We start from the raw sequence: 15559 nt of genomic DNA, 5'->3' as shown, positions 1-15559 counted from the left end.
CCATGACGCATAAGCTCCAACGCATGATACTGGCGATCGTTGCCATATGTTTCCTGCAGGGATGTAAATCGGATCTTTATACCAATCTCGATCAGCGTGAAGCCAATCAGATTGTGGCAACGTTGTTGACGCATGGCATTTCTGCGACCCGCAAACCTCAGAAAGACGGTAAATTGACTGTCGTAGTAGATGAGGACCAGTTTGCCGAAGCGGTCACGTTGCTGGCGGAAAACGGCTTGCCGAAAGCCGAGTTCGCCACCATCGGCAGCGTGTTCAAAAAAGAGGGCCTGGTCGCCTCGCCGGTTCAGGAACGGGCGCAGATGATCTACGCCTTGAGCGAGGAGCTGTCCCGTACGGTTTCAGAAATCGATGGAGTGCTTTCAGCCCGTGTTCACGTGGTTTTGGCTGACAATGATCCGCTCAACCGTTTTGCAGCCCCGGCATCGGCTTCTGTTTTCATCCGGCACGAACCTTCGCTCAACATCAATGCATTGATCCCCCAGATCAAGACACTGGTTGCAAATGGTATTGCTGGACTGAGTTACGAAAAAGTCTCGGTCATTCCAGTCGCCGCACCACAGAAAACGCGCGAAACGCCGGCGGCGCTGGAGGTTCGGGAATATATGGGCCTCTGGTTGACGAGAGACAGCGAAACCCGGGTGTTCTGGATCGCAACAGCGGTTGGCGTACTTATTTTGGCTTTGCTGGGAGCAATCGGGTTTCTGCTCTGGCAGCGCCGGATGCCGGTAACATATGCACTGGAACCAACGCAAACCGTTCCAAACGGAAGGGCACCATGACAGTAGCCCAGCCCGGAAATCAGGAACTGATGCCCGTTTGGGGCACCTACTTTAACAACACAGCCAAATTTATCCATCCAAGCCGGTTATCAGAGTGTTTGGGTGGCGTTCTCCTTCCCGAGGGCATCGAGTATCTGCGCAACGCGCAACGTATCGGACACAACACAAGGCGCCTCATCCGCGACCATTTCGCGCTTCCGGCCTTGCCCGATGAAGCCGCGCTGGATGCACGTGATCTGCAGCTCGTGTTGATGCCTGCGGAAGACATTCCCGGGTTTGAATTGCGCTGCGGTGCAATGTTCCTGGCGAATTCGCTTGCCCAGATCATTCAATCGGCCGCGGTCCACAAATTACGAGACACGCTGGGACAGGACGTTTACATGCTTGCCCTGGCAAGCCGGCATCTGGCCGTTTCAGGAGAGCCGATTGCCGACCCGGAAGCTTTGCTCGCTGCCATGCATAAGGACGGCCAAGCCTGCCTTTCCAACTGGCGTGAAAGCATGCCCGCCAGTATCAATGAGTGGTTCCGCCTCAAATATCCGTCCAATCAGGAGATACGGCCTGCACACCGCGGGGACAACGGTTTGCACGCCATCTCCATTGTCCGGCATCCATCGAATCCTGTAACCGATATGGCCGCAGCATGATGGATTTGCCCAGAACACCTGTGGCTCGGATTATATCGGCACGGGATACCGCGTTATGGACCGATGCACAGGAAATGCTGGCTGCCGCACGACAAGAGGCGGCTGCAATCCGCAACGCGGCACAGACCGCCTTCGATGAGAGCAAGGCCGAAGGTTACCGTCAGGGCCTGCAACTGGGCGAGCAGGATGCCGCAATTCTCGTTGCCGAAACGACCACCAAAGTTGATCGCGACCTCGAGGCGTTGCAGGAACAGGTGGTCGATCTCAGTCTTTCTATCGTCGAACAGTTAATCGGCGAGATCGACAACGCAACCGTTATTGCCAGACTTGCGAGCAATGCCATCGCACTCCTGCGCCACGAACGGTCCTTGACCATCTATGTCGCGCCCGAACTTGAGAAAGATGTTGGGAAACTCCTGCATGAAATATCAACTGGGCTCGAAAAAGATTTGCCGGTCAGGATTACCGCGGATCCCAGACTGGACAATAAAAGCTGCCTGATTGTCTCGCCCAGTGCCGTGGTCAATGCAGGCCTCGATGCACAATTGTCCATCATCCGCCAAGCTTTGATCGCGGCGCGCGACGAAGCCGAATTCGGAGCGGTCTGACGGTCATGCAAAGCGATCTCAGCCTGCTCATGAGCCGTTTTCACAAGGCAGCGATCAGCGCCCATCCGCTGCAGGTCCACGGACGCGTACGCCGGATAACGGGGGTGATTATCCATGCCTCGTTGCCGATGGTCCGGATTGGTGAATTATGCGAAATCCGTGATCCTGTGTCAGGACGCACCATTCCGGCCGAAGTGATCGGCTTTGACAATGATGAGGCTGTTCTCAGCCCCATCGGCGATATGGCTGGCATGTCCACACGGGCCGAGGTTATCCCTACGGGCAGCATCATGCAGGTTCCCGTTGGCCCCGGCCTGTTGGGATGCGTGGTCAATGCACTTGGCGATATCATCAGTGACAACAGCGAGAATTCTGAAGCAAGCGGGGGGATTGTGGCGCTGTACCCAACCCTGGCAGAACCTGTGAATGCCTTGCAAAGGGACCTTGTTCGCGATCCGCTCCAGCTCGGTATACGTGCGATCGATGGGCTTTTGACGGTCGCCCGTGGCCAGCGTATCGGTATTTTCGGTGCTCCGGGAGCCGGAAAATCCTCGCTGATCTCCAGCATCGTCCGCGGGACAAAGGCTGACGTCGTTGTCATAGCGCTGATTGGCGAGCGCGGCAGGGAGGTGCGCGAGTTCATTGATGTTCAGTTGGGTATCGAAGGCAGGAAACGAGCTGTGACCGTCGTTGCGACCTCCGATCGCCCGGCAATCGAACGGGTCAAGGCCGCGCACTGTGCCACGGCGATTGCAGAATACTTCCGCGATGAAGGCAAAGACGTCCTGCTATTGATGGATAGCGTTACACGCTTTGCACGCGCGCAACGAGAAATTGGGCTCGCCGCGGGCGAACCAGGCACGAGGCGTGCCTATCCTCCATCATTGTTCGCCGCCCTTCCGCGCTTGCTGGAACGTTCTGGCCCTGGCGTGGGCGGATCAATCACCGGCCTCTACACCGTGCTGACCGAGGGCGATGAGACTCTGGATCCGGTGGCGGAAGAAGTAAAAGCCATTCTGGATGGCCATGTGTCGCTGAGCAGCCAGTTGGCCGAGAAGAATCATTTTCCCGCGATCGATATTTTGCGCAGCCGAAGCCGATTGATGGATGCCGTTGCCGATGAAGAACACAAGGCAAATGCCACCGCGATCCGCGAGATGATGGCACGCTACGAAGAGGTGGAATTGCTGCTTCGCGTCAATGAATACAAGGCAGGCTCGGACCCAGTCACGGACAAGGCTGTCGAGAAACATCAGGCCATCACCGATTTCTTACGGCAGGAAAGCCATGAGCACTCGTCGTTCAGTGACACCTTGAACAGGATGTGGGAGCTTGCCAATTGAAAAACCAGCAAAGATACGAAAAGCTAGTACGTCTGCGAAAGATGCGTCTGCAGATCGCAGTCAATGCCCTGTCCGTTCAGCAGACGCTTGTCAACGACGCTGAATGGCGCAAATACCGAGCTCACGCTGAGATGCTTGAACTTGCAGCAGCACTGAATGCCCGCGACGACGAAAATCGACAGAATCTGACGGGAAACACCGTCAGTCAGGCCACTCTCGAACGATACCGGCAGGAAATTCTGGCGATCGATCAGCAACTTGCCGAGAGCGCCGATACCCACACACAGGCAAGCACGCACCTCGATCAAATGCGGATTGATCTGTCAAAGAGATCTGCAGATTACCTTGCCCGGAAGAAATCCCTCGAACAGCTCGAGGCGGCATTCCAACAGGAAATGGATGCCGCGGCGCTTTTGCGGACGGAAATGGAAGATGAGGAACGCGACGTCTTCCATACCTCCTCCCCCAACGCATGGCGGACTTGATCATGCCTCGAAGCAGAAAAAGCGCTTTGCAATCGGCAGATTTTGCCATTGGCTCTCCGCCGTTTCCCACCATCTCGCCAGAGTCATTGTTAGCGCGCAATGCATTGTATCGCCGCCGCCAGCCTTTGCAGACAGAAGTGCGTGGCCAGCCACTATCGATAGGTCTATCGGCACGCCCTTGGGTGGCAAACGATACGTCTCGCAGCTTCGTTGTTTCCGCCGGAATCTGGAATTTTCAACTCGACTTGCCCGGTGGCCTCGTAGAATTGCTGATGAAAGGACTGTGCAAACCCGGATTGTTCCATAGTCTGTCAAACCTTCAGCAGGCAATTCTGATCGAGGCAGTACTCGAGAACCTGTTTTCACCCTTTGAAGCGGCCGTGCTGCAGCCGGTGCAATTCGTTCCGGATGCAAACTTGCATGCGGCGGACGTAGAACTGGATCTCCATGTGGAATTTTCGTCCTTCGAGGGCGTTGTCCGGTTAGGGCTTAATTCAGAGGCGGGCAAACTCATCAGCAAGGCATGGGATAAACTTCCATCGCGTACCCCGCTTGATGTGAATGAACTACCCATCCCGGTCCAACTCCTGGCAGGTGCCCAGACCCTCAGTATTGCAGAAATTTCCGCATTGCAGCCGGGTGATACGATCATGAGTGAACACAACACGCCGGGTGAACTTTACGCGCTGTGTGCAGGCCAGTTGCAGGCACGGTGCGTCGAGTCGGAACGTGGGGCCATACTGCGCAGCGGCTGGAGTCGTGCCGCGATTTTACAACCGGACAACAATCAAATTCTCGCTGAAAGGGGAACGGCAATGGACGACGGAACGATCGACAGTCTTTCTGTTCGCGTCATATTCGAACTCGCACGCACAGATATGTCGCTGCGCGAGATAAAAGAGCTTGCCGAAGGCAGTGTTGTGCCCGTGGCAGCGATCAATGAGGGAGCTGTATCCATCCTCGCGAATGGCCGCAAGATTGGCCGCGGCGACATCGTAAGGCTCGGCGAGGGTCTCGGCGTTCGTATTTTGCAGCTTGGCACAAATGACTGACCTTCAGGGCAACATCCTTCCCATTCTATTGCTGGTCACGTCGGTGGGATTCATACCGCTGGCCGTCGTGACGATGACGGGTTTTCTTAAAATTTCCATTGTTTTGTTTCTCGTTCGCAATGCCCTGGGCATCCAGCAATCGCCACCAAACCTGGTGCTGTACGGCATCGCTCTTATCCTGACAGTCTATGTTACGGCCCCGTTGGTTGGAAACATTTACCGGGCAGCGGAAACACAGTCGATCGATCTCAGCAATGTCGAAGGGATAACACGCGCAGCCAATGTGGTGCGTGGTCCGCTGCAAGAGCATCTGGCGCGTTATTCCGCCGAAAGCGAACGGCAGTTCTTCCTTCAATCGACCGAAGGTATCTGGTCGGAAGAAGCGCGGGCGAATGTAAAACCCGACGATCTGGTGGTTCTTGTGCCCTCGTTCGTCAGTTCGGAATTATCCCGCGCATTCCAGATCGGATTCCTCCTCTACATCCCCTTTCTGGTTATCGACCTCATTGTGTCGAACGTCCTGATGGCGATGGGTATGATGATGGTATCCCCTACCCTGATCTCCATCCCTCTCAAGATATTCCTGTTCGTTTCCGTCGACGGCTGGTCGCGGCTCATGCACGGACTCATTCTCAGTTACAGGTGAAAAACATGCAGACTGCCTTTCTCGCCCAGATGCAGAGTGCGCTGCTGACCGTTCTCCTGGTCTCAGCGCCGGCATTGATCGTCGCTATCATCGTCGGCATCAGCGTCGGCCTGCTTCAGGCTCTGACACAAATTCAGGACCAGACGCTGCCACAAACGGTAAAACTTGTGGCCGTCATGCTCGTGTTGATAGTTGCGGGCCCGGCGCTCGGGGTCCAAGTCACTTCTCTCGCCAGCCGCGTCCTTGATGAGTTCCCCGCCATGACGCGTTGAGTGCGCCGATGGAACAGCAAATGATCACGCTGCCATTATTCGAAGCTGGCTATGCCATACTTCTGGCCACGTCCATCGCGATGGCGCGGGGTTTTGGCCTGATGACCATTTCGCCCATATTTGTTCGGCTCGGCATTACAGGACCTATCCGATCCGGGGTGGCACTGGCCATCAGCGTGCCTGTTATTCCCGAGATTATGCGCACCCTTGCAAGCCGCCCGCCAATGACCATCCCGTGGCTGGGTGCGATGATGATCAAGGAATTTGTCATCGGTTTCGCAATAGGCTTCCTTTTCAGCATTCCATTCTGGGCGGCGGAAATTGCCGGAGATCTCATAGACCTGCAACGCGGCTCCACGGCAGCACAGCTCGTCGATCCCCAATCCGTCACAGAAACCAGCATTACGGGAACATTTTTCGCTCTTGCCGTGATCGTCCTGTTTTTCTCATCGGGTGGTTTTCTGGTCCTGTTGGACAGCTTCTACAACAGTTACCGTATCTGGCCGGTAACCGATTTCGTGCCGGTGCTCACGGGTGCGACCCTGCCGCTGTTCATCGGAACGGTAAATGGCATGATGCAGATGGCGCTCGTTCAGATCGGACCCATCGTTCTGGCGCTATTGATTGCCGATCTGATGCTGGCCTTTCTCTCGCGCATGGCGCCGCAGCTCCACGTGTTCGATCTGTCGATGGCCGTCAAAAACCTGATATTCGCGCTGCTGATCGCGCTGTACGCGGTCTATCTTATCCCGCAAATGCAAACAGAGCTTGGACGCCTGGGCCAGAACGTCAGCGCGTTCTTTGAGGCCAAGTCGAACACCACCCCATAGGGGAAAGCCTTACCGGGCGTTACGTTGATCGCCGGAGTTCTGCACAACAAAGGGACGGAAGAACGAGACCGGAGGTGCGGGAACGACAGCACGTTTCTCGAAAATGCGGCACACCGTTGTTGCCTTCGCAATAGGACGGCCGTCATCGCTTGTTATGGTTACATCCACGACGGCCTGGGTACCGGTGCGATGCACAATGGTCGCATTTGCGTCAAGGTACCGGCTATCACCCAGGGACAGAAACGTGATGTTGAGTTGGGTCGTCGCACAACCGGCGATAGATAGATTTCCTGCTCCCAGCACTGCCGCTGCCGATCCGGAGACCTCTATAAAGGCAGCAATCGCACCGCTATGAACATTATTTGGCAACTGAGTTACATCTCCCTGAACCGGGAGTCTCATCTTTACGGCATCACCATGAGCAGAAAGGAATATAATACCAAGACTGCGCGCAAAGGGTGTCCTCAATAGAATTTCGTCTATCCATTCTCGGGCAAGTGACCGCATTTGGCTGGGATCCTGTTTCAGGGTGACTGCAACTAGGAATACCACCTGACTTGTATGGTAGCATCCTTTGGGGAGGGGCAACATGACACCGCAGTTGCTGTTTGGCGATTACCTGCGAGGTTATGCGTAAGAGACATTTTCAAGAGAACGAAAATTCCGGACAAGCTCTCCAAAACGATTTGGCCATTAGACGATAATGTTGTGCCAAGTCCAGGTCAAAACAATTTCTCTTAACCTTTGTGAGACATGTTTGAACATATTCAATCATATTACTGACATGAATTGACACATGTTCAATTTTTTTGAATATGAAAAATTGTTACTGCAGCACAGCTAACATGCCGCCGTGACCGATTCACAATAATAACGGATTAAACCAAGCAGTTAAATCAGTGCTGCCGTTGCGCGTCAGATACGTTACGCGCTTGCACAATGCGCAATTAACTAAGCGGCCGGGGTCGTGCGTCTGAACCCGGCTTGCTGGATATTCTATACGACTGAAAAACCGTTCGGTTAATATCAGGCAGCTTTAATCTGGCTCGAACTCCAGAAGTACGAATACTTCTTGTCGACCTTGCTGCGTTCGATTTCGTTGCGGCCGAACATAGTAGACAGCGCCGCTCCAACCTGATTGATACTATGAGGGAAACCTTGATCGTTCAACTCTTTAACGATCTCGCCAATACCGTGGGGGTTATCAAAGAAACCATTTTCACGAAGTTGTTTGACACGCTCGCGGCATGAACCGCCCGACGCTGAGGTTGACCTGACGCGCTTTCGGGATGCCACAGCACCGGCGGACTTGGCAGAGGCAATGGCCTGGAGATTTTCCGGCAATCCGGTCTCTCCGTCGACATTCCCATCTTCGCCAAATTTTGATCGCTCCAAAATAGGCATAAGCTTGTCGAGATATGTTCTAACGAACTCATCTTCGCCTTCAAGCTCTATTGTGAGTGATTGTGTGTTAATTAGTACTTTCGCAGTCGACATTTCTATGTACCAGCTACCCCAAGTGTTTGACGTTAACATAAAACATATTAATTGATAAGCCAATGCTTCCAACGCATGGGACGGTTCACAAAAAGTCATATCTCTCAAACAGAGGATAAAATAAGGCGATTGACGGCTATCCTTCTTCAATCCGGAGCATGGCTGTGAGTAATGGCATCTGAATGACTATTCGCAGGGGACATCATCATGGACTTGGGCGATAAACTGAGGCGGCTTCGCGTCGCAGGCAACGTTACACAGCTGGAACTGTCATTGCGTCTGGGTATTTCACAACGGCATGTGAGCTTCATAGAAAGGGATCGCGCCCGGCCGAGTCAGGCTCTCCTAACAAAATGGCTGGCAGAACTCGATGCACCAGCTTCCGTGACGAACGCCATGCTGCTGTTGGCTGGCTACACCGCACTGCATTACAATCCGCAAGTGATGAAATCGCCATCTTTGAGAGGCATGCGGGGAGCAATCGAGGCGCACAGTCCGATGCCTGCGCACATCTTCTGCCCGGAATGGCATGTCATGGAAATCAATCACGGCGGACGCTGGTTATGCGGCGAGTTGATGCCCAACTACATAAACCGCATGGGCGAAGCAGCAGCACATCTCGATATGATTGATTGCCTGACTGCCGATGACGGACTGTTATCCCAGGTGCTGGACCCCATCTGCCCGGCACTCGCCTTTCTGAATCAGCTGCGCATGGAGGAATGGGTAACACCGGCCCTACGCCCGCGGATCGATCGTTTTGAAGAAAGCCTATGGAAGCGATTCAACATCTCGACGCAGCCGCGCACCAGTGAAGCGGTGGACACGCACCTGGTACTGCGTTTCAACAGCCGGTTCGGCCCCTTGTCATTCTTCACAATACAGACAGTTCCCGGCCTGCCGCAGGATGTCACGACATCGTCTCCAAGGGCAGAGCTATGGTTTGCGGATGATCGGAAAACCCGCGAGATCATTTATGCGAACTGCCCGCCTACTCCCGGTGAACAAGTTCAAGCAGGGTAAATCTGCTTGAACTTATAAGTCGCTGGCATGCCTGATCAGGCAGAGAGAGCCATATCGTTCTTTCTGGTATCTGCAGCCAAAAGGCTTACCATATTCATGGCCGAGCTGCGCATATTCTCCCAGGCAAATACCGAGTTGCTGGATCCTGCCGCTTCGTATTGCGCCCTCTCCTTCGTGCCTGCATAGGCAGGATCGAGCATCACCTGCGCACGCCGCAAGTGAAAGCTCAGTTCATCCTCAACGGTGCCCGATCCGGTCTGCATGCTGAAGTTGATCGGCTTCAATCCTTCGCGTGCAGTCGGGGTAATCTCCGCTGGCGTTGAACCACCCGTGGATGGCTGCAGCACTATCGGACGTGACGACGAAGTATTCCTGAGCGCGGGATCCGGGTCCAATGGCTGTTTGTCGGTGAAGGCCCAGGTCGACAATTCGACCAGTTTATCCAGATTGGACTTGTCCTTGCTCTTGTCCTTGCTGTCTGCCAGGAGAGAATCAATCAGGATATACAGCGGGACACCCAGGCTGGTTGCGATGCCGAGAGCGCGCATTCCTTCGTTCACGCCACTGGACATTTTCGGCCACCATGATGGCGGACGCTGGGCCACATACCACGTCAGCCCGCCGAGGGCCTGCAGGCCATAAAGTCCTGCCTTCAACCCGCCTTCAGGCATAGTCGCGGCAACACCGCCGAGCAACATGAAACCTGGCAGGCTGTACTTCCAGGCTGTCTTGTCGCTCTCGAAGTTCATGTCGTCTTTTTTAGTATCCAGTTCCTTTATCTTGGATTGCTTTTCCGGAGTCATCGGGCCTTTCGCCATCTTGATATCCGCAAGATTCTGCACGGCTTTGAGATATGCCGTCTGGATGAGAACAGCGGGCAGCGCACGCAGCAGATTGCCGCCGTCCTGGCCAACCCATTGGACCCAGTTCATGTCGCCCGAATGTTTGCTCAGCATGATTGCAGCCAAAGCATTCACTGGCGCAGCCAAGGCACCGGCTTTAAAGGCAAAACCAAGATGGGTTTCCGGGGACATTGAGCTGCTGACCAGCTTTTCAGCTTGCTTCCAGTCGATCGTACCTTCGTACTTGCTTTCTTTCCGCAAGAACTTTTCCTTGTCCTTGCCCGTCAAGTTTTCCGCTTTTTCCGTGTTGGTCTCATACTTGAATTTTTCAAGAAGTTTCCCGTAAAGAGCATCATAGGCTTTGCGGGCCTCTTCGGTACGGGCATAACTTTCGTAGGCTTGGCTGAAGGCAGCGGGATCCTCCGACATCAGATTCTGGATCTTCCGCTGCGCCACTGCTACGTCGTTAGGGTCAACAAACGTATCCACGTCGTAGTCGACCAGCTCATCCATTTTCTGGAGTGTCTTTTGTTCGGCAATACCGGGGCGCGGCAACTTGTCGGTGTTGGGATTGGGCAGAAGCGACAGGTCGCCTTCCGCAACGTTATCGCGTGCGGTTTTGTATGCCTTGCCCAGTACTGCGACTTCCTTGAGTGTACTGATAAGCGCTTCCCTCTGAGCCTCCGACGGCTTGGCGGTTCCTGTGATGCCGTTCTTTCGCAGCAAGCTTTCCGCCTTCTTGATGGCACGTGGTTCATTTCCGAGCATGGCGTGGCCAAAGGCCCGCTGCACCCCGTGATTGTTGGACCACCAGGCCAGTTTTGAACCGTTGGAGCGAACAGCGAGAATGACCGCGGATGAAGATCCACCGAGGACGGTGGAGACGCCCGAGAAGCCCAGCGTTTGCTTGAGCACGTGTCCTCCAGCATTCACACCGACAACGCCAGCTTTGATCGCCCCTGTATTGAGTTGCGGTGGTTTGCGCTCACCCATGATATCGAGGAACTCGCGTCTCTTTTCGTTCGCACCGCGACGCCGCCGCGCGTAGAGCAGTGCCGAGAGTTGCTCGTCGGTTTCCAGCTTGTCAGGGCTCACTGCTTTTGCCTGCCTGCGGCGCAGGCCCGCAATATCCGTGAGGCTCAACTGCGCAACGTCTTCGTCGGACAGTTTCCTGATTTCTTTGGGCTTGGTCAGGAGCGTAATGACGGGCTTGGAAGCACCATCCGGCGGCGCGGCTTTAGTCGTGCTGGCTGGCGGGCTTTCAGGGTTCGCGACAGTCTGTTTGGGTCCCGCAGTACCTTGGCTCCCTCCCTGTTTGGCAATTTCGAGCGCCGCCAGCTGCTCGTCGTTCAGGCCGTCTCGGACACGCTTTCGGATAGCACCAGCCTGATCAGGCGTCAGCCTTTCAAAGTCGCTCGGCTCCAGCCGGGCAACCTGCCCGGGAAGCAGAGATTCCATTTGTTCGGGCGTCGTGTGGGCAGTGATCTTCGGTTTGCTATACGAGATCGAACCGATGATATCGCTTGGATCGCTCCCGGCATGCAGGGGATTTGCATTGAGAGGATTGGCGAAGCCGGGAACATCGTACAGCGGTTGCGGCGATCCATCCCACAGGCCCGATACATGGCTATTGCCAACGTTTCCGATATCGCCGAAGGGATGTGCCACCGGATTGGCGTTCCCCTCCTCCGAACTGCCTTTGTTTGGTCGTGTCATCAAGAGACCGCGTACGCCGAATCCCGTTCCGACAACGCCCGTGGCAACGCCTGTAACCGCATTGAAAAGATCAAGCCCCTTCAGGTTGCCGGAGGCAATATCATGTACCGACACGACGGTCATGGGAACGCCGATACTGAGAGACGACCAATCCATTCCCCGTGCCGCACGGTTCAATTTCCCGCCATTGCTCATATACTCGGCGGCCTTCAAAGCCATGGGTGAATTCGACTTCAGAGCGCCCATACTGCCTCTGAATGCCTGTACTGCCGACATGTCCGAGATCGTACGGAACATGCCAAGGGTTCGCAATCCGCCTGCCGCCATCGGTATGAACGAACTGGCGGCAGATCCCACATTCATCCAGGATTCCTTGTCCCCCCATTCGCCGCCATGCTCGAGGTGATTGATCTGCCGGGCCACTGCCCTTCCGCCGAGATAAGCGCCGCCGCCCATGGCGATGGGCGCTGCAACAGGGGCAAAGGGCGGAATGAAGGATGCAACTGTTGCAACGGTGGTGATCGTTCCGACAACTGGATCTATTATCTTCTCTGCAACTGTAAAGTTGCGCGCACTGACAACTTCGAGCGGAATGGTTGAATCAGGCCCTTGCCGCATATCGAGACTGCGCGGAACGACAAGCTTTCCCCCTTCACCGAACTGGGTATTGTTATCCTGAAAGTCTTTCAGACTATCAAATTTCTTGCCGGTTACGTCGACATAATAGACCTTGCCGCCGCCTTCCTTGACAGCGATCAAAGCCGTCTGTTGTGCGCCCTGATCCTGATCGACATGGAACATCGGGACAATCTTGTACTGGACATCATCTCCGGCGATATCATGAATTTCTCCGGTGACTTTTCCCAGGGTTTCAGCATCCTGACCAGCGTTCAGGCCCAATGCCTTCGCAACCGTAGTGTCAAGTTCATCATCGGTCTTTATACCTTTGAAATCATTTGTATAACCGGCCTTGTAAAGATCGTTGAACTTGAGTTTATACTCGCCGAGGGCCTCGTCGCGGCGCTTGTCCAGATAGGCATATTCCGTATTCTTGCCATAGGAGTCGGAACCCTCGTCAACCATGAGTTTGATCGGTTGGGTCAAGGCAAAATTCAGACGATTGCGTGCGGCCTTGGCCTCGTCGCGGGCGCGCTCGGCTGATTGCTTCTGATTTGTGGCGGTATCCAGCGCAAGCTGAGCATTGGCAACCTCCGGATGCACCCACATCCATTGCCCGTTCATTTGAACACGAACCGGTTCTGTAGTTGTTCCCGATGGGCTGGTTCCTTTTTGACCGGGAGGCACAGAACCGGGTTTTGAACCGTCGGGCTGTCCGTTGCCAGGCTTTTCGGGAGTGCCCGCTCCGTACGTCGTAACAGCGTCGTCGCGTGCTTTTTTCAGGTCGGGAATGGCTTTGTCCAGATCCTTGATCTGAAGATCAAGATCGTTGATCTGGAGCTGTTTGATTTGTTCTCCGGCCGAAATAACCGTATTTTGGGCACTTCTGAGACCACCCAGGCCGCACTGCCCCTCAGGGCCGTCGAGCAGCGATTGCCATTGCTGGTTGAGTTCGCGATCTTTGAATTCGCCACGTACATTCTTGTCCGTACGGGCAAATGTGAGCTGGATGCGTTTCGTGCCACCATGCTCATAGGTCGTCTCGACATAAAGCTGATTGTCTTTTGGATCCTCGACAACCTTCTGTTCCGTTATCTTGCCGAGATAATCGCCACCATAGGTGCTGTTCTTTATGCTCCAGTCATAGCGATCAGGGTTCTTTTTGCGGTCTTCCGCTATTATTTTCTGCTTTATTCCCTGACCCTTTACTTGCAGGTCCGCCGCAGTCTTGTAGGCGTCGTGGTAGTTTTGATAAACTCCCGCGGCATCCACGTTCTTTCCCGCCTTTTCCTGTTGGGACAGTGCCTGATCAAGCAGTTGCTTGGCTTCCGTATTTTCCTTCGTACCAGGTTTTGTAGCGTCGAAATTCTCCTGCCTCATACCAACCAGATAATCAGCGAAGGCTTTGTCACCGTTGGCCGTATGCGTATTGGCTTTGGCAAACAGATCATTCACTTCGGCATTTTTGGCATTCCACTCAATCGAGGCCGTTTCCGGATCATAAGTTGATGATGGAGACGTAATAACCTGAGCATTTTTATCGACGGGCGGCGGCAGTTGCTCCTGCTTGGCAATCGCTTCGCCGGTAAGCCTTTCAGCCTCAGCATACTCCTTCGCCGTCGTACTGGCCGTTGTCACCTGCTTGTCAGTGGCAGCAAGCCGTTGCCGCGCTTCATCAAGTGTCCCTGTGCCTTCCGGGCGATCCCAGCGCAAATCATGCGGTGCCAAGGATTTATCAAGAATCTTCGCCGCGCCGTTCATCGCTGATTTATAAGCTGGATCAAGCGCGTAGACATTCAATTGGTCATTCGCCTGTTTGATCTTTGAAGAGGTTTCAATCAGCTTGGCGCCCGCAGTGTTTTCTGCGGCCATGGCCTTGGCGACCTCAGGATCAACCCAGAGTTCGCCAACCTGAACCCAGGCTTTACCCGATGGAGCTTTGGGTTGCGTGGGCGTGGTTGTTTGCCCTGCCCCGTATTTGTCGATTGCCGCCTTCGTCTCTTTGGCTTTGGCCTGAGCCGCTACATCGAGTTCCTGATAATTTTGCCCCAACAGCATGGCGTCGATGGTGGTCTTTACAACCTCACCTTCTTTCGCTTCTGCCGGATCGCTGCTCTTTGAATTGACATCGAACAAGGTCCTGGCAAGCGACGCTTCCGGCGTTTTGGGTTTTATGGCGATCTTTATACCGTCGGCATCCCGCAAGAGGGTCGCGGTGCCATCCGGCGCTGTGGTCAGCGTATAGCCATTGAATGAAAGCTTCTCCGTTTTACGGGTTTCATTACCGCTTTTCTCGGTGATGGTTTGCTTTAATCGCTTGTCCTTGTCGACAACGGTTTCTGTCACCTTGCCCGACTTGGGGTCCTCGACGCGGGTCGTGGTTTCGCCGGTCTTCGTATCGCTGACAGTGCGGCTGCTCGTACCGTCGCCATACTGAACTTGAGTCACTTCTTTCCCGTCGGCATCAGCAATCTTCGATGTTGTTCCACCATGCTGGTAATCTTCATAATACGTGGCAACAACCTTGCTGGTTCCCTTATCAATGATCTCGGTCGTCTTGACATCGCTGTTGGCATCTGTCGTCTTGATCTGCAGACCCGACGCCTCAATCCCAGCAGTCACATCCGAAGTTTTCATCTTGCGTTCCGCAGCAATCTGCTCGATCGATTTGCCGCCCTTTACGTCCTCCGCAATCAATTTGGGGTCAACGGCAGGTGCTGCATCCTTTTGTGTTGCAACAGCTTTCTTGAAATTAGTCTCTGCAGGATCGGCTATGGGGTCAATTTTGGGAATAACAAGAACGATGCCCGGTTCGATTGCCTGGTCCACGCGCAATCCATTGGCTTTGGCTATCGCCTGCCCGCCGTCGCGATGACCCAGTGACTTGGCAATTATCTGCGGTGTTTGACCCTTACTGGCCGTATAGGTGGGTTTTGCGGCTGCAGCTGCAGCTGCAATCGCGTTTTGCCTCATGATCTCAATATCGCGAAAGAATTTTGCAAACGAAATACCATCGGGACCAAACATGAAATCACCTTTGTCTCGGGCAAAGCCCAGTTGCTCTGCTTGGCGGCCGTGAAAGCTGGCCGCAGGATGCTCATTGTCGTTCATACATCATGTGATAAAATATTGTGAGTTGTTTGTGATAAAAGTCCGAGACTTTTTGATTACAAAACTTAC

General features: G+C 54.3%; 13 protein-coding genes. 10 read left to right on the top strand and 3 right to left on the bottom strand.

The window, feature by feature from the left end; all coding sequences use genetic code 11:
• Positions 1 to 2: 2 nt before the first annotated feature.
• From sctJ to sctT, 9 genes are read left to right on the top strand one after another with little or no spacing between them, the layout of a single operon-like run.
• On the top strand, positions 3 to 800 hold the full coding sequence (gene sctJ, locus FHW16_RS15895) for a type III secretion system inner membrane ring lipoprotein SctJ (protein ID WP_182550190.1): 798 nt from the start codon (positions 3 to 5) through the stop codon (positions 798 to 800).
• Positions 797 to 1447 carry a hypothetical protein gene (locus FHW16_RS15890; protein WP_182550189.1) on the top strand — a complete coding sequence of 217 codons (651 nt, stop codon included), beginning with the start codon at positions 797 to 799 and terminating at the stop codon, positions 1445 to 1447. The genes sctJ and FHW16_RS15890 overlap by 4 nt, the downstream gene beginning before the upstream one ends.
• Positions 1448 to 1467: 20 nt before the next feature.
• Complete coding sequence (gene sctL / locus FHW16_RS15885) at positions 1468 to 2055, top strand: type III secretion system stator protein SctL (protein ID WP_210278152.1); 588 nt, start codon at positions 1468 to 1470, stop codon at positions 2053 to 2055.
• Between the two features lie 5 nt (positions 2056 to 2060).
• Positions 2061 to 3398 (top strand): FliI/YscN family ATPase, encoded by a 1338-nt coding sequence (locus FHW16_RS15880; protein WP_182550187.1) that lies wholly within the window; start codon positions 2061 to 2063, stop codon positions 3396 to 3398.
• Positions 3395 to 3883, top strand: coding sequence for a hypothetical protein (locus FHW16_RS15875; RefSeq protein ID WP_182550186.1), 489 nt, complete (start codon positions 3395 to 3397; stop codon positions 3881 to 3883). The genes FHW16_RS15880 and FHW16_RS15875 overlap by 4 nt, the downstream gene beginning before the upstream one ends.
• A 2-nt stretch (positions 3884 to 3885) precedes the next feature.
• On the top strand, positions 3886 to 4935 hold the full coding sequence (locus FHW16_RS15870; protein WP_182550185.1) for a FliM/FliN family flagellar motor switch protein: 1050 nt from the start codon (positions 3886 to 3888) through the stop codon (positions 4933 to 4935).
• A complete protein-coding gene (gene sctR / locus FHW16_RS15865; protein ID WP_182550184.1) occupies positions 4928 to 5581 on the top strand; it encodes a type III secretion system export apparatus subunit SctR in 654 nt (217 codons plus the stop codon). Before FHW16_RS15870 ends, sctR begins: the two co-directional genes overlap by 8 nt.
• A 5-nt stretch (positions 5582 to 5586) precedes the next feature.
• Positions 5587 to 5853 carry a type III secretion system export apparatus subunit SctS gene (gene sctS / locus FHW16_RS15860; protein WP_182550183.1) on the top strand — a complete coding sequence of 89 codons (267 nt, stop codon included), beginning with the start codon at positions 5587 to 5589 and terminating at the stop codon, positions 5851 to 5853.
• Positions 5854 to 5861: 8 nt separating this feature from the next.
• Complete coding sequence (gene sctT / locus FHW16_RS15855; RefSeq protein WP_182550182.1) at positions 5862 to 6683, top strand: type III secretion system export apparatus subunit SctT; 822 nt, start codon at positions 5862 to 5864, stop codon at positions 6681 to 6683.
• A gap of 9 nt (positions 6684 to 6692) precedes the next feature.
• Here sctT and FHW16_RS15850 read toward each other — a convergent pair whose 3' ends face one another.
• On the bottom strand, positions 6693 to 7190 hold the full coding sequence (locus tag FHW16_RS15850) for a PaaI family thioesterase (protein ID WP_182550181.1): 498 nt from the start codon (positions 7188 to 7190) through the stop codon (positions 6693 to 6695).
• Between the two features lie 519 nt (positions 7191 to 7709).
• The gene (locus tag FHW16_RS15845) at positions 7710 to 8180 is read right to left on the bottom strand and encodes a hypothetical protein (RefSeq protein ID WP_182550180.1); all 471 of its coding nucleotides are present in this window, start codon (positions 8178 to 8180) and stop codon (positions 7710 to 7712) included.
• A gap of 213 nt (positions 8181 to 8393) precedes the next feature.
• Between FHW16_RS15845 and FHW16_RS15840 the strand changes: the two genes are divergently transcribed.
• A complete protein-coding gene (locus FHW16_RS15840; protein ID WP_182550179.1) occupies positions 8394 to 9203 on the top strand; it encodes a helix-turn-helix domain-containing protein in 810 nt (269 codons plus the stop codon).
• A 35-nt stretch (positions 9204 to 9238) separates the two neighbouring features.
• On the opposite strand, the gene FHW16_RS15835 is transcribed toward FHW16_RS15840, so the two are convergent.
• Positions 9239 to 15490, bottom strand: a complete 6252-nt coding sequence (locus FHW16_RS15835) for a hypothetical protein (protein ID WP_182550178.1) — start codon at positions 15488 to 15490, stop codon at positions 9239 to 9241.
• Positions 15491 to 15559 lie beyond the last annotated feature (69 nt).

Origin of the sequence: Phyllobacterium myrsinacearum, assembly GCF_014138285.1 — a bacterium.
GTDB classification, from domain to species: domain Bacteria; phylum Pseudomonadota; class Alphaproteobacteria; order Rhizobiales; family Rhizobiaceae; genus Phyllobacterium; species Phyllobacterium myrsinacearum_A.
This window is presented reverse-complemented; position numbering and strand designations above follow the sequence as displayed.

Excerpts from the sequence above, each read along its gene's own strand:
- FHW16_RS15835 (WP_182550178.1), bottom strand. The coding sequence starts at position 15,490 with ATGAACGACAATGAGCATCCTGCGGCCAGCTTTCACGGCCGCCAAGCA.
- FHW16_RS15880 (WP_182550187.1), top strand. The coding sequence starts at position 2,061 with ATGCAAAGCGATCTCAGCCTGCTCATGAGCCGTTTTCACAAGGCAGCG.
- FHW16_RS15850 (WP_182550181.1), bottom strand. The coding sequence starts at position 7,190 with ATGCGGTCACTTGCCCGAGAATGGATAGACGAAATTCTATTGAGGACA.
- sctT (WP_182550182.1), top strand. The coding sequence starts at position 5,862 with ATGGAACAGCAAATGATCACGCTGCCATTATTCGAAGCTGGCTATGCC.
- sctS (WP_182550183.1), top strand. The coding sequence starts at position 5,587 with ATGCAGACTGCCTTTCTCGCCCAGATGCAGAGTGCGCTGCTGACCGTT.
- sctJ (WP_182550190.1), top strand. The coding sequence starts at position 3 with ATGACGCATAAGCTCCAACGCATGATACTGGCGATCGTTGCCATATGT.
- FHW16_RS15870 (WP_182550185.1), top strand. The coding sequence starts at position 3,886 with ATGCCTCGAAGCAGAAAAAGCGCTTTGCAATCGGCAGATTTTGCCATT.
- FHW16_RS15845 (WP_182550180.1), bottom strand. The coding sequence starts at position 8,180 with ATGTCGACTGCGAAAGTACTAATTAACACACAATCACTCACAATAGAG.
- FHW16_RS15890 (WP_182550189.1), top strand. The coding sequence starts at position 797 with ATGACAGTAGCCCAGCCCGGAAATCAGGAACTGATGCCCGTTTGGGGC.
- sctR (WP_182550184.1), top strand. The coding sequence starts at position 4,928 with ATGACTGACCTTCAGGGCAACATCCTTCCCATTCTATTGCTGGTCACG.